This is a genomic window from Amycolatopsis echigonensis (genome assembly GCF_014174495.1).
GTDB classification, from domain to species: Bacteria; Actinomycetota; Actinomycetes; order Mycobacteriales; family Pseudonocardiaceae; genus Amycolatopsis; species Amycolatopsis echigonensis.
The window spans coordinates 1-12,428 of the sequence record NZ_JACJHR010000078.1; the positions used below are offsets into that span (position 1 = coordinate 1).

General features: G+C 70.0%; 15 protein-coding genes. 12 read left to right on the forward strand and 3 right to left on the reverse strand.

Annotated features, from left to right (window positions below):
* Positions 1-347: 347 nt before the first annotated feature.
* Entirely contained in the window at positions 348-782 is a 435-nt protein-coding gene (locus H5411_RS36565) for an OsmC family peroxiredoxin (RefSeq protein ID WP_101439103.1), read from the reverse strand.
* Positions 783-896: 114 nt separating this feature from the next.
* Between H5411_RS36565 and H5411_RS36570 the strand changes: the two genes are divergently transcribed.
* Together H5411_RS36570 and H5411_RS36575 are read left to right on the forward strand one after the other, a co-directional pair.
* Positions 897-1,406, forward strand: coding sequence for a DinB family protein (locus tag H5411_RS36570; protein ID WP_101439104.1), 510 nt, complete (start codon positions 897-899; stop codon positions 1,404-1,406).
* The gene (locus tag H5411_RS36575; protein ID WP_101439105.1) at positions 1,403-1,846 is read left to right on the forward strand and encodes a mycothiol transferase; all 444 of its coding nucleotides are present in this window, start codon (positions 1,403-1,405) and stop codon (positions 1,844-1,846) included. The genes H5411_RS36570 and H5411_RS36575 overlap by 4 nt, the downstream gene beginning before the upstream one ends.
* Here H5411_RS36575 and H5411_RS36580 read toward each other — a convergent pair.
* Together H5411_RS36580 and H5411_RS36585 are read right to left on the reverse strand one after the other, a co-directional pair.
* On the reverse strand, positions 1,833-2,612 hold the full coding sequence (locus H5411_RS36580; RefSeq protein ID WP_183126441.1) for a DUF1295 domain-containing protein: 780 nt from the start codon (positions 2,610-2,612) through the stop codon (positions 1,833-1,835). The genes H5411_RS36575 and H5411_RS36580 overlap by 14 nt on opposite strands.
* Positions 2,609-3,847: an SAM-dependent methyltransferase gene (locus H5411_RS36585; RefSeq protein ID WP_183126442.1), complete on the reverse strand. Its 1,239-nt coding sequence runs from the start codon at positions 3,845-3,847 to the stop codon at positions 2,609-2,611. Before H5411_RS36585 ends, H5411_RS36580 begins: the two co-directional genes overlap by 4 nt.
* Positions 3,848-3,919: 72 nt before the next feature.
* On the opposite strand from H5411_RS36585, the gene H5411_RS36590 reads away from it, so the two are divergent.
* The 10 genes from H5411_RS36590 (at position 3,920) to wag31 (ending at position 12,338) form a co-directional block, all read left to right on the forward strand.
* The gene (locus H5411_RS36590) at positions 3,920-5,191 is read left to right on the forward strand and encodes an NAD(P)/FAD-dependent oxidoreductase (RefSeq protein WP_101441231.1); all 1,272 of its coding nucleotides are present in this window, start codon (positions 3,920-3,922) and stop codon (positions 5,189-5,191) included.
* A complete protein-coding gene (locus tag H5411_RS36595; RefSeq protein WP_167442052.1) occupies positions 5,185-5,910 on the forward strand; it encodes a DUF1365 domain-containing protein in 726 nt (241 codons plus the stop codon). Before H5411_RS36590 ends, H5411_RS36595 begins: the two co-directional genes overlap by 7 nt.
* Positions 5,903-6,496: an ECF RNA polymerase sigma factor SigK gene (sigK, locus tag H5411_RS36600; RefSeq protein WP_101439109.1), complete on the forward strand. Its 594-nt coding sequence runs from the start codon at positions 5,903-5,905 to the stop codon at positions 6,494-6,496. Before H5411_RS36595 ends, sigK begins: the two co-directional genes overlap by 8 nt.
* Positions 6,493-7,254 carry an anti-sigma factor gene (locus tag H5411_RS36605; RefSeq protein WP_101439110.1) on the forward strand — a complete coding sequence of 254 codons (762 nt, stop codon included), beginning with the start codon at positions 6,493-6,495 and terminating at the stop codon, positions 7,252-7,254. The genes sigK and H5411_RS36605 overlap by 4 nt, the downstream gene beginning before the upstream one ends.
* Before the next feature lie 228 nt (positions 7,255-7,482).
* On the forward strand, positions 7,483-8,799 hold the full coding sequence (gene ftsZ, locus H5411_RS36610; RefSeq protein ID WP_101439111.1) for a cell division protein FtsZ: 1,317 nt from the start codon (positions 7,483-7,485) through the stop codon (positions 8,797-8,799).
* Between the two features lie 139 nt (positions 8,800-8,938).
* Positions 8,939-9,652 (forward strand): peptidoglycan editing factor PgeF, encoded by a 714-nt coding sequence (pgeF, locus tag H5411_RS36615; RefSeq protein ID WP_101439112.1) that lies wholly within the window; start codon positions 8,939-8,941, stop codon positions 9,650-9,652.
* On the forward strand, positions 9,649-10,392 hold the full coding sequence (locus tag H5411_RS36620; protein ID WP_183126443.1) for a YggS family pyridoxal phosphate-dependent enzyme: 744 nt from the start codon (positions 9,649-9,651) through the stop codon (positions 10,390-10,392). The genes pgeF and H5411_RS36620 overlap by 4 nt, the downstream gene beginning before the upstream one ends.
* An 80-nt stretch (positions 10,393-10,472) precedes the next feature.
* Positions 10,473-11,045, forward strand: a complete 573-nt coding sequence (locus tag H5411_RS36625; RefSeq protein WP_101439114.1) for a cell division protein SepF — start codon at positions 10,473-10,475, stop codon at positions 11,043-11,045.
* A gap of 115 nt (positions 11,046-11,160) precedes the next feature.
* Positions 11,161-11,433, forward strand: a complete 273-nt coding sequence (locus H5411_RS36630; RefSeq protein WP_037367937.1) for a YggT family protein — start codon at positions 11,161-11,163, stop codon at positions 11,431-11,433.
* A 53-nt stretch (positions 11,434-11,486) separates the two neighbouring features.
* Positions 11,487-12,338 (forward strand): DivIVA-like cell division protein Wag31, encoded by an 852-nt coding sequence (wag31, locus tag H5411_RS36635; RefSeq protein WP_101439115.1) that lies wholly within the window; start codon positions 11,487-11,489, stop codon positions 12,336-12,338.
* Positions 12,339-12,428 lie beyond the last annotated feature (90 nt).

The window sequence follows — 12,428 nt, forward strand, 5'->3', positions numbered from 1 at the left end:
TGTGGGGGTGGGGGGGTGGGGGGGGTGTGGGGTGGGAGTGGTGGGGGGGTGCGGGGGTGGTGTGGGTGCTGGGTGAGTTGGGTGCGCGGGTGCGGTTTGGTGAGTGGTGCGCGGGTGGGGTGGGTGGTTGCGTGGGGTTCGCGGGTTCGGTTTCGCGACTCAATGGCGCATTGGGTGTGCGGGATGCACTGAACGGCGCATTGGGGTGCGTGCGGCGGGATTGTGGTCCGCGAAAGGAATCTCGGCGGAATCTAAGTCGGTGAAGGTTCCCGTCTCGGACGGCGGTCGTACGTGAGGGGAACCTTGAGGGACTCAGATTCCCTCAAAGTTCCCCTCGCTGATCCGGGTCAGGCCAGGGCGGCGTCCAGGGTGATGGTGGTGCCGGAGAGGGCCTTGGAGACCGGGCAGGTCTTTTCCGCGGTTTCCGCCAGTTCGGCGAATTGGTCGGCGGTGACGCCGTCCAATTTCGCGCGCAGGGTGATGGCGATGCCGCTGATTTCGAAGCCGCCGCCTTCGGCTGGGCCGAGGGTTACTTCGGCGGAGACGTCGATGTATTCGGCTTCCAGTTTCTGGGATTCCAGCACGCCCGACAGGTTCATCGCCAGGCAGCTCGAGTGCGCGGCGGCGATGAGTTCTTCGGGGCTGGTCTGCCCGTCCGGATCGCCGGCGCGGGTCGGGAAGGACACCTCGTAGGTGCCCAGGTTCGACGAGTCGAAGGTGACCTCGCCCTTGCCTTTCTGCAGTCCGCCGGTCCAGTGGGTGGTCGCGTCGCGGCTGGGCATCGCTGTCTCCTTGAAACGGTTGGCAACACTGTCCCTCATGACAGTAGTGCGCAATTACATTGTGCGCAAGGTAAATCGCGAAAACGGGTGGCCGGATGCGGCAGACTGCGAGAGGTGACCGATGCTCCTGAACGTCCCGACCCGCCCATGGCGGGGGACGAGCGCACCCAGCTCACCGGCTTCCTCGACTTCCTGCGCGCCAGCGTCGTGTGGAAATGCTCCGGGCTCACCGACGAGCAAGCCCGCCGGACGCACGTGCCCAGCGAGCTGACCACGATCGCCGGGCTGCTGTGCCATCTCACCCTCGTAGAGAACTACTGGTTCCGCGTCGTCCTGGACGGGCAGCCGGACGAGTGGGCGGATCGGCTCGAAATCGACCGGGACGCCGAGTTCCGGCTCGCGCTGGAGCTGCCGATGACGCAGCTCATCGCCGACTACGAGGCTGAGGCCGAGAAGTGCCGGGCGGTCGTCGCGGCGAGGGGGTTCGACGACACGGTGCTGTTCAAGGGGGACAAACCGCTCACGGTGCGTTGGGTCCTCACGCACATGATCGAGGAGACCGCGCGCCATCTCGGGCATCTTGACCTGCTGCGCGAGCTGACCGACGGTCTCACCGGGGAGTGAGCCTCGAGCGCGCGCAGCTGGTCGACGACCTCGAACTGCTGCGCGCGACCGTGGCGTGGAAATGCTCCGGGCTCACCGACGAACAGGCTCGCTGGCCCGGAGAGAGGATGACCGCCGCCGGGATTTTGTGGCACCTCGCGTTGGTGGAGAACACCCTGCACGACGTCGTCGTCACCGGGCAGCCGGAGCGCTGGGCCGAGCGGCTGGAGGCGGGGCGGGACGCTGCGTTCGAGGTGGGTCTCGACCTGCCGATCGAGGACGTGCGCGGCGCTTATCGGGACAACGTGGAGCTGTGCCGTGAGGTCATCGCGGAACGGTCTCTCGACGATCCGGTGGGATTTGAGGGCGATCGGTTGGTGACGGTGGGATCGGTGGTCGAGTACTTAGTGAAGGAGACCTCGCGGCATCTCGAGTTGCTGCGCGGGCTCATCGGGGAGTGAGCTTTTTCGGCGGCAGTGGGAAGAATCCGCTGGTGCGGGCGATGTAGTCGGCGTAGCCGGGGCGGGTTCGCCGCAGGCTTTTCTCCAGCATGGGCTTGCCGGTGCCGCGGGCGAGGGTGAAGGTCATCGCGACGGGGGACAGGATCGTCGCCGCGCCAGGCCACGTCGAGCAGGCCAGCAGGTAGAGGCCCCACCAGACGCAGGCGTCGCCGAAGTAGTTCGGGTGGCGGGTGTAGCGCCAGAGGCCGGTGTCGAGGACTCGGCCTTGGTTCGCCGGGTTCGCGCGGAAGCGGCGGAGTTGCTCGTCGCCGAGAGTTTCGATGGCGAAGCCGACCAGCCAGACCGCGACGCCTAGCCAGGCGGTGACGCCGAAACCCGTGCCGGACATCGCGAATTGCACGGGCAGCGAGACGAACCACAGGACCACGGCTTGCATCAGGTACGTCCGCACGAAGATCCGGACGCCTGGGTTCGCGCCGGCGCGGTCGACTATCTGTTGGTAGCGCGGGTCTTCCGGCTTGCCGCGGTTGCGCAGGTGCAGGTGGACGGCCAGGCGGACACCCCAGACGACGGTGAGTGCGGCGGTAGTCAGGCGCAGGGCGAGCGGGCCGGTGCCGAAGGGGAACGAGACCGCGGCGACGAGGGCGAAACCCAGGCCCCAGAAGGTGTCGATGGTGTCGTAGCGGCGGCGCAGGCGGGCTATGCCGAACGTCAGCGTCACTGCGGCCAGGGTGACTCCGGTGGTGAGGCCGAGCAGCGCGATCATGCCCACTCCCTTGTCCACGGGAAGCCGGAGCGGCCGTTCGCGTCCGGTCGCACGGCGAGGATCTGGTCCACGCCCATGCGGTTCTCCTCGAAGGCGAGTGCGCCACCCGCCAGATAGAGCCGCCAGACCCGGGCGCCTGCCTCGCCGATCAACGCGACAGCCTCGTCCCAGTGTTGTTCCAGGGTGTCTGCCCAGGCTCGCACGGTCGGGACGTAGTGCTCGCGCAACGCGTGCACGTCGCGGATTTCGAAGCCGGCGGTTTCGAGGTGGCCGAGCGTGCGGCTGAGCGGACGCATGGTCATGTCGGGGGCGATGTAGCGCTCGATGAACGCGCCGCCGCCGGGCGCGACCGCTCCGCGCGACATTTGCTGCACTAGCAGCCGTCCGGTCGGGTTGAGCATCCGGTACAAGGTGGCGGCGTAGGCCGGGTAGTTCTCCTCGCCGACGTGTTCCCCCATCTCGACCGACGCGACAGCGTCGAAGGACTCTCCGGCGAGTTCCCGGTAGTCCTGTCTCCGGACCTCGACACGGTCGTCCAGATTGTGCTGCGCCAGCCGGGTTTTGACGTGCTGCACCTGCTCGGCGGAGATCGTGACGCCGACGGCCTGGACGCCGTGGTGCTTCGCCGCGTGCACGAGCAGGGAACCCCAGCCGCATCCGACGTCGAGGAGCCGCATACCCGGTCGCAGGCCGAGCTTCCGGCAGATCAGCTCGAGCTTGTCGTGCTGGGCGCGAGCAAGACCAGCGGATTCGGACCAGTAGCCCGAGGAGTACGCCATCGAATCGTCCAGCAGCAGCTGGTAGAAGGCGTTCGACAGGTCGTAGTGGTGCGAGATGGCCGAACGGTCCCGGCCGAGGCTATGCGGCTTTCCGCGCAGCCGGGCTTCTTCGGCGGGCGGCTTCAGCGGCAGGCCGAACACTCCGAGCCGGGCAGCGAGGCGGACTGCCTCGCCGAAGTCTCGTGCGGACAGTTGCGGCCGGTAAGCCCAGGCCCGCCGGAAGGCCTCGGTGAGATCGCCTTCGACGTCCAGGTCGCCCGAGACGTAAGCCCGGGCCAAGCCGAGCTCGCCGGGGGAGTACAGGAGCCAGCGGAGCGCGCGGCGGTTTTTCAGGACGACGGTCGGCCCGGCCGGTCCGGCCTGGTGCCCGTCCCAGGTGCGGACGGCGACCGGCAGCGCGCCGCCGAGGAGACGTTCGGCGAAGTCGGCGAGTCGGTGAGCTGCGGATATCGGCATACCTGGGCTTCGGAGCGGAAGGCCGCGCGGATTGGCGCCCATCCGTTCCGGCCGCGGCTCCGAATCCTCTCCGTGCACCACACCACGGGACAACGCATCGCTGTCATCGGCAGCGGGGTCGCCGGCCTCACCGCCGTGTACCTGCTGCAGCGCCGCTACGAGGTTCTGCTGTTCGAGGCCGACGACCGGCTCGGCGGCCACGCCCACACCCACGACGTGCCGAGCGCGCGCGGCGGGACGGTCGCCGTCGACTCCGGGTTCCTCGTCCACAACGAGCGCACTTACCCGACCCTGCTCCGGCTGTTCGGCGAACTCGGCGTCCGCACCCGCGCGACCGAGATGTCGATGAGCATCCGCTGCGACGGCTGCGGGCTGCAGTACGCCGGGGCGAAAGGCCTGCGCGGCCTGTTCGCGCAACGGAGCAACGCGGCGTCCACGCGCTACCTGCTCATGCTGGCCGAGGTGAAGCGGTTCCATCGGCACGCCGGAAGGCTGCTGGCCCGCGCCGACGCCGGCGACGTTCCGCTCGCCGCGTTCCTGGCGATCGGCGGGTATTCACGGTACTTCGTGGACCATTTCGTGCTGCCGCTCGTGTCCACGGTGTGGTCGGCCGACCGCAGTGACACCATGCAGTATCCGGCGCGCTATCTGTTCGAATTCCTGCGCAACCACGGAATGCTCTCGGTGCGTGATTCGCCGACTTGGCGGACAGTCGTCGGCGGTTCGCGGGAGTACGTCGAGCGGGCGGCCAAACAGCTGACCGCGGTGCATCTCTCCACTCCGGTCCGCGCGGTGCAGCGGACCGCGCGCGGCGTCGAGGTGCGCGATGACGCCGACACCGCGCATCGGGTCGACCGGGTCGTAGTCGCGACGCATGCGGATCAAGCGCTCCGGCTGTTGGCGGATCCCACTGCGGCGGAAGAAAAACTGCTCGGTTCCTTCCGTTACTCGCGCAACGAAGCCTGGCTGCACACCGATCACACGGTGCTGCCGACCGTGCCCGCTGCCCGGTCCTCGTGGAATTACCGGACACCTGGCTGTGGGGCGGAGCTGCGTGCCGTCCAAGTCACTTATGACCTGAATCGCTTGATGGGCCTCGACGAAGCGACGACGTACGCCGTCACCCTCAACCCGAGCGTCAGCCTCGATTCGAAGGCAGTGGTCGCGAAAATGTCTTACGAGCATCCGGTCTACACGCCGGAATCCGTTGCCGCGCAGAGACGCATTGCGGAATTGAACGACGGCGTCCTCGCCTACGCCGGTGCTTATCAAGGCTGGGGATTCCACGAGGACGGTTGTTCGTCGGGGGTCCGCGCCGCGGCCAGTTTCGGGGTGACGTGGTGACCGCGCTCTACGACGCCACCGTCGCACACGTCCGTCGGGCCGATCCGCCGTACTCCTTCGCGCACCGGATGTACCTGTGGCGGACCGACCTGGACCATCTGCCGCGCCTGCCGTGGTGGCTCCGGCCGTTCGCGCGTTTCGACGGCCGCGACCACTTCAACCGCGACGAACCCGGCGACATCCGGTCCAAACTGGACGCTTGGCTCGCGCACCGCGGAGTGGACTTGCGCGGCGGGCCGGTGACGATGCTCGCGTCAGCGCGCGTTCTCGGGTACGTGTTCAATCCGATCACCGTCTACTGGTGCCACCTGCCAGACGGCGCGCTCGCCTGCGTGGTCGCCGAGGTGCACAACACCTATGGCGGCCGGCACGCCTATCTGCTCCGGCCAGGAGACGACCTGCGGGCCGACAAGGAGTTCTCCGTGTCGCCGTTCCAGGAGATGGCGGGGGAGTACCGGATGCACCTGCCGCGGCCGGACGCGCTGCTCGCGCTGACCGTCGTCCTGCACCACGACGGTGACGCCGCCCTGACCGCTACGCTGCGAGGAGTCCGCCGTCCGGTCGGGATCCGCACGCTCGCGCGCTTCCTGCTGGGCAGGCCGCTGCAACCGCAGCGCGTCGCCGCACTGATCCGCCGCCACGGGCTCGCGCTGTGGCGGCGCAAGGCCCCGCTCGCCGCCCGGACCGGACAGAACACGGCAGGAGCCCTCCATGGATGAGAGTGCACGCCCGGCCGACCGGCTCTCGGCGGTGCCGCCGACGAGTGCCGAGGACCTGATGGCGTTGGTCGCCAAGGGGGACGAACGCGCCTTCGAACGGCTCTACGATCAGCTCGCCGGTCCCGTCTACGGGCTCGTCCGCCGCATCGTGCGGGACCCCGCGCAGTCCGAAGAGGTCGCGCAGGAGGTGCTTGTGGAGCTGTGGAAGACCGCCACGCGCTACTCGCCGGGGAAAGGCAGCGTCCTGAACTGGGCGATGACGCTGGCGCACCGCCGCGCGGTCGACCGGGTCCGGTCCGCGCGAGCGAGCACCGAACGCGAACGGAAAGCGACCTTCGAGGCGGCACGCGGGCGGCCGTTCGACGAGGTCGCCGAATCCGTCGCGACCCGGCTGGAACGCTCGCAGGTGCGGCGCTGCCTGAAGACGCTCACTGAACTGCAGCGGGAGTCCGTTCTGCTGGCGTACTACCAGGGCTATACCTATCGCGAGGTCGCCGACGTGCTGGAGACGCCGCAAGGGACCGTCAAGACCAGACTGCGCGACGGGTTGATCCGGCTGCGCGACTGCCTGGGGGTGATGGCGTGAGCAGTCCCGACATGCACACGTTGGCCGGCGCGTACGCGCTCGACGCGCTGTCGGAGGTCGAGCGGGCCCAATTCCGCCGCCACCTCGACCAGTGCGACTCGTGTGCACAAGAAGTGCGCGAACTGCGCGAGACCGCGGCCCGGCTCGGCGCGGCGATGGACGAGCAGCCGCCGTCCGGTCTCAAGGACCGCGTGCTGGCGGACATGCGCACGACCCGCCAGCTGCCGCCGCGGACCGATTCCGCGGAACCGCGCCCGCGCGGCCCCCGGCGCTGGCCGATGCTGATCGCCGCCGCGGCCGCCGTAATCGGCCTCGCCCTGGCCGGCGTGTTCGGCGGGATCGCGCTGCACACGAGCAGCCAGCTGACGACCGCACAGTCCGAATTGGACGCCGCACGCGCCCGCTACCTGCCGGTGGCCGAACTGCTCACCGCGCCCGACGTGCGGACCGAGCACGTCGCGTCGCCGCGCGGGGGCGGGGGCACGGTGGTCGCTTCGCGGAAGCTGGACCGCGTGATGTTCCTGCAGTCCGGGCTGCCGCCGGTCCGGTCCGGGCAGGTCTACGAGGCGTGGCTGATGGGCCCGGACCTGGCTCCGCGTCCGGCGGGGCTGCTGCCGGGCGGGCCGTCGGGTTCGCTGGTGGTGGCGCACGGATTGGCTGGTGCGGAGCAGTTCGCGGTCAGCGTGGAGCAGGCCGGCGGGTCGCCGTCGGGGAAGCCGTCGAACGACGTCGTTCTGGTGACTCCGATGCCCGCATAGCAGACCCCGCGCGGGGTCTCGCGGCGGGTTCCGGCCTTGCGGGCGGCTTCGCCTTGTGGCAAAACACCTTTGCCGCTCACGGCGTGGCTACTGGATTAGAGCTTGCGCGGCGCCTACCGTCCTGCCTTGACGCCGGTGGTTGACATAACTCTCACTCTCGGGTTGAGGTTGAGGGTTTCCGGCCCCGGCGGGCGGCATGTGCACATCACGATCAGGAAGGCGGACCCGATGACGCCCCCGCACAACTACCTTGCGGTGATCAAGGTCGTCGGCATCGGCGGCGGCGGCGTGAACGCCGTGAACCGGATGATCGAGGTCGGCCTCAAGGGTGTCGAGTTCATCGCGGTGAACACCGACGCGCAGGCACTGCTCATGTCCGACGCCGACGTCAAGCTCGACATCGGCCGGGAACTGACCCGCGGCCTCGGCGCCGGCGCCGCCCCCGAGGTGGGGCAGAAGGCGGCCGAGGACCACCGCGAAGAGATCGAAGAGGTCATCAAGGGCGCCGACATGGTGTTCGTGACCGCGGGCGAGGGCGGCGGCACCGGCACCGGCGGCGCGCCGGTCGTCGCGCAGATCGCCCGCAAGCTCGGCGCGCTCACGATCGGCGTGGTGACCCGGCCGTTCACCTTCGAGGGCAAACGCCGCGGCAAGCAGGCCGAGGACGGGATCCAGCAGCTGCGCAACGAGTGCGACACGCTGATCGTGATCCCGAACGACCGGCTGCTGCAGCTCGGCGACATCGGCGTGTCCCTGATGGACGCGTTCCGCTCCGCCGACGAGGTGCTCCTCTCCGGTGTCCAGGGCATCACCGACCTGATCACCACCCCCGGCCTGATCAACCTGGACTTCGCCGACGTCAAGAGCGTCATGTCCGGCGCGGGCTCCGCGCTGATGGGCATCGGCTCCGCGCGCGGGGAGGGACGGGCGATACAGGCCGCGGAGAAGGCGATCAACTCGCCGCTGCTGGAAGCGTCGATGGACGGGGCGCACGGCGCGCTGCTGTCCATCGCGGGCGGATCGGACCTCGGGCTGTTCGAGATCAACGAGGCCGCGTCGCTCGTGCAGGAATCGGCGCACCCGGACGCGAACATCATCTTCGGGACGATCATCGACGACTCCCTCGGCGACGAGGTCCGCGTCACGGTGATCGCGGCCGGATTCGACGCCGGCGCGCCCACCCACAAGAAACTCGACCCGCCCGCGTTCGGCGGCAAACAGGGCAACGGCACCGCGTCCGCCTCGGCGGGCCAGGTCGGCGGCGGTTCGGCCCCGCAGCCCCCGCAGCAGACCGGGGCCACCCCGGTGCCTCCGGCGGGCAGCTCCGGCTACCCGGTGGCCCCGCCGCGGACTCCGCCTTCCGGCCTGGCGCAGCCGGGCGCCGGCACCCCGCCGGGCGGCCTCCCGCAGCCGGGCGGCGGCTCGCGGGGGTATTCGCCGATCGGTTCGAATTCGGCGACGGGCGGTCTGCCGAGCCGTCCGACGACGGTGCACGACGACCCGACCGACGACGACGTCGACGTGCCGCCCTTCATGCGGCGGTAAGCACGGACCTACGAGCAACGGCCGTCCCGACACGTTCGGGGCGGCCGTTCGTCGTGAGTGTTCATGCCGGTTCTAACCGGGATTGCCGCGCACGAGGCTCGGGCAGGGCAGCCGCCGCCGTTTTTGGCAGGATGGCGGGGTGCGAGTACGACGAGTGGTCACGACCAGGGCGGGCGGGGCTTCCCGGCCGCCGTACGAGAGTTTCAACCTCGGCGACCACGTCGGCGACGACGCGGGCGACGTCTACGCCAACCGCAAGCGGCTGGCGTCCGAGCTCGGCCTCGCCGAGGACAAGCTGGCCTGGATGGAGCAGGTGCACGGCCGCACCGTGACGGTCGTGGACGGCACCGAAACCTCCGCCGCCGAAGCCACCGACGCGCTGGTGACCGACCGGCCGGGCGTCGCGCTCGTGGTGCTCGTCGCCGACTGCGTTCCGGTGCTCATGGCGGACCCCGAAGCAGGCGTCGTCGCCGCGGTGCACGCCGGGCGAGTCGGCGCGCGGGTCGGCGTCGTGCCCGCCGCGCTGGAGGCGATGCGCGAACTCGGTGCCGAACCGGGTCGCGTCGAGGCGTTGCTGGGCCCGGCGATCTGCGGCGACTGCTACGAGGTCCCCGCCGCGATGGCCGCGGACGTCGACAAACACCTGCCCGGCAGCGCCTGCAAAACGCGCAAGGGCACGGCTGGTCTGGACCTGCGCGCCGGGCTCTGGCAGCAGCTGGCCGATCTGGGCGTCGGGCGCGTCGGCGCGGATCCGCGGTGCACGGCGGAAGACAAGACGCTGTTCAGCTTCCGCCGCGACGGCACCACCGGCCGGATCGCCGGCATCACCTGGCTGGAAGAGGAGAAGGCGTGACCGAGGACCCGGCAGAGAAGCGGCGGGCGGAGCTGGCGGCGTCGCTGGCCGCGCTCGAGGAGCGCATCGCGAACGCCTGCGCGGCCGCCGGTCGTGCCCGCGACGAGGTGCGGTTGCTGGGCGTCACCAAGACCTTCCCGGCGGCCGACGCCGCCCTGCTGACCGACCTCGGGCTGCTCGACCTCGCCGAAAACCGCGACCAGGAAGCCGGTCCGAAGGCGGCCGAGGTCGCGCGGCTGCGCCCGGAGGCCGCGCCGCGGTGGCACATGGTCGGGCGGCTGCAGCGGAACAAGGCGCGCTCGGTCGTGCGCTGGGCGGCCGAGGTCCAGTCGGTCGACTCGGCGCGGCTCGCCGACGCGCTCGCCCGCGCGGTCGCCACCGCGCGGGAGGCCGGCGAGCGGACCGGACCGCTCGACGTTCTGGTCCAGGTGAGCCTCGACGGCGACGTCGCCCGCGGCGGGACCCCGCTCGAGGAGGTCGACGCCCTCGCCGACCGCATCGCCCACACGGGGGAGCTGCGACTGCGCGGCGTGATGGCCGTGGCCCCGTTGGGGGAGGACCCGGGCACAGCTTTCGCCCGGCTGGCCCACGCTGCGGAAAGAGTCCGCGCCCGGCATCCCGAAGCGGCTGACGTGTCCGCCGGAATGAGTCATGATCTGGACCAGGCGATCCGGCACGGCTCGACGTGTGTGCGTGTCGGAACCGCGTTGCTCGGCGGGCGCGGTTTAGCCTCGCCGTAGGGAGTCCGCCCGGTGGTCACGTTTCGTGTCCGGCCGGGCGGGGCACAACGGTGCGGGAGCGGCAAGGGCTAGGGAGAGGCATGAGCGCGCTGCAGAAGCTGAAGGCCTACTTCGGGATGGTGCCCGCGGACGAAGACGGCTACGACGACGGTTACGACGAGTACGACGACGGCTACGACCAGCCGCCTGCCCGGTCCCGGGCCCGCTACCGCGACGTCGAAGAGAGCTACGACGAGCCCGCCGCGCGCGTCCGGTCGCGGGCGATGGCGGCCGAGCCGGCCACCCACGGCGCGCTCGCCGTGGACCGCCAGCCGGAGCCGGTCGCCCGGCTGCGCCCGGTCGCCGAACCGGCCCCCGCGCCGGCGCGGGACCCGCTCAGCCGGATCACCACGCTGCACCCGACGAGCTACATCGAGGCGCGGGCGATCGGCGAGCACTACCGCGAGGGCATCCCGGTGATCATCAACCTCACCGAGATGGACAACGCGGACGCCAAGCGGATCGTCGACTTCGCGGCGGGTCTGGCGTTCGCCGTGCGGGGCTCGATGGACAAGGTCACCAACAAGGTGTTCCTTCTCTCACCGCCCGACGTGGACGTGACCGCCGAGGACCGCCGGCGGATCGCCGAGGGCGGATTGTTCCTGCGCGGGTGAACACGACCGGACCGCTGGGCGCAGCCAGACGTGATTTTGTCGACTATGCCGCCCTCGGGGCGGCTGGTAGCGCCCAATCCGGCCGTCCCCCGCTAGAGTGGTCGCCGTGAATGCTGTGTGGCTTGCGATCTGGTACGTGCTGTTTGCCTTCTGGCTGCTGCTCACGGCCCGGATCGTGGTCGAGCTCGTGCGGACTTTCGCACGGGAATGGCGTCCCGCCGGAGGGGTTGCGGTGACGCTCGAGACCATCTACACAGTGACCGACCCGCCGGTGCGGTTGTTCCGCAGGATCATTCCGATGGTCCGCATCGGCGGCGTAGGACTGGACTTGTCGATTATGGTGCTGCTGTTGGTTGTGTTCTTCGCGATGCAACTGACACCCAGGTGATCGGGGAAAACCCGGGTGTGTCCTGCAGGCCATGGAGTGCGTGAGGTGATCTGATGTCGTTGACCCCCGCTGACGTGCATAACGTCGCGTTCAGCAAGCCGCCCATCGGCAAGAGGGGCTACAACGAGGACGAGGTGGACGCGTTCCTCGACCTGGTGGAGACCGAGCTTGCCCGGTTGATCGAGGACAACAACGAGCTGCGGCAGCAGGTGGAGCAGCTCGACAACGAGCTCGAGTCGACCCGCTCCGAGCTCGAGAACGCGAAGGTCGCCGGCCCGCCGCCGGGCCGCGACCCCGAGCCGTCGCGGCGGCTCGCCCCGGTTCCGCCGCCCGCGTCGGCGATGGAGCAGACCCAGGCGCACTCGATGGTCCCCGACAGCGGCGAGCCGAACGTCCAGGCCGCCAAGGTCCTCGGCCTGGCGCAGGAAATGGCCGACCGGCTCACCGCCGAGGCCAAGACCGAGTCCGACGGGATGCTGGCGGAGGCGCGGACCAAGTCCGAGCAGCTGCTGTCCGACGCCCGGGCGAAGTCCGACTCGATGGTGAACGAGGCGCGCACCCGCGCCGAGACGATGCTGAACGACGCGCGCACGCGCGCCGAGACGCTGGAGCGCCAGGCGCGCGACAAGGCGACCACCATGGAACGCGAGTCGCAGCGCAAGTACACCGAGACGATGAACAACCTGAACGCCGAGAAGGGCGCTCTGGGCAAGAAGATCGAAGAACTCCGCACGATCGAGCGCGAATACCGCACCCGGCTGCGCGGCTTCCTCGAGTCCCAGCTGCGCGAGCTCGACGACCGAGGCTCCGCGGCCCCGGCGTCGGCGTCCTCCGGTTCGAGCCAGTCCTCGACCGGAAGCAGCGGCCAGGGCTACTCGTTCGGCCCGCGCGCCGAGGCCGGCTGACCCACCGCCGTACGCACACCCCGCCGGATGCCTTCCGACCCGGCGGGGTTTCGGCGTGTCCGGATTCGGTGCCGCCACGGTGGGGAACCG

Coding starts and splice junctions, on each gene's coding strand:
- H5411_RS36625 (WP_101439114.1), top strand. CDS start 10,473: ATGAGCGCGCTGCAGAAGCTGAAGGCCTACTTCGGGATGGTGCCCGCG.
- H5411_RS36565 (WP_101439103.1), bottom strand. CDS start 782: ATGCCCAGCCGCGACGCGACCACCCACTGGACCGGCGGACTGCAGAAA.
- H5411_RS36585 (WP_183126442.1), bottom strand. CDS start 3,847: ATGCCGATATCCGCAGCTCACCGACTCGCCGACTTCGCCGAACGTCTC.
- wag31 (WP_101439115.1), top strand. CDS start 11,487: ATGTCGTTGACCCCCGCTGACGTGCATAACGTCGCGTTCAGCAAGCCG.
- sigK (WP_101439109.1), top strand. CDS start 5,903: ATGGATGAGAGTGCACGCCCGGCCGACCGGCTCTCGGCGGTGCCGCCG.
- H5411_RS36580 (WP_183126441.1), bottom strand. CDS start 2,612: ATGATCGCGCTGCTCGGCCTCACCACCGGAGTCACCCTGGCCGCAGTG.
- ftsZ (WP_101439111.1), top strand. CDS start 7,483: ATGACGCCCCCGCACAACTACCTTGCGGTGATCAAGGTCGTCGGCATC.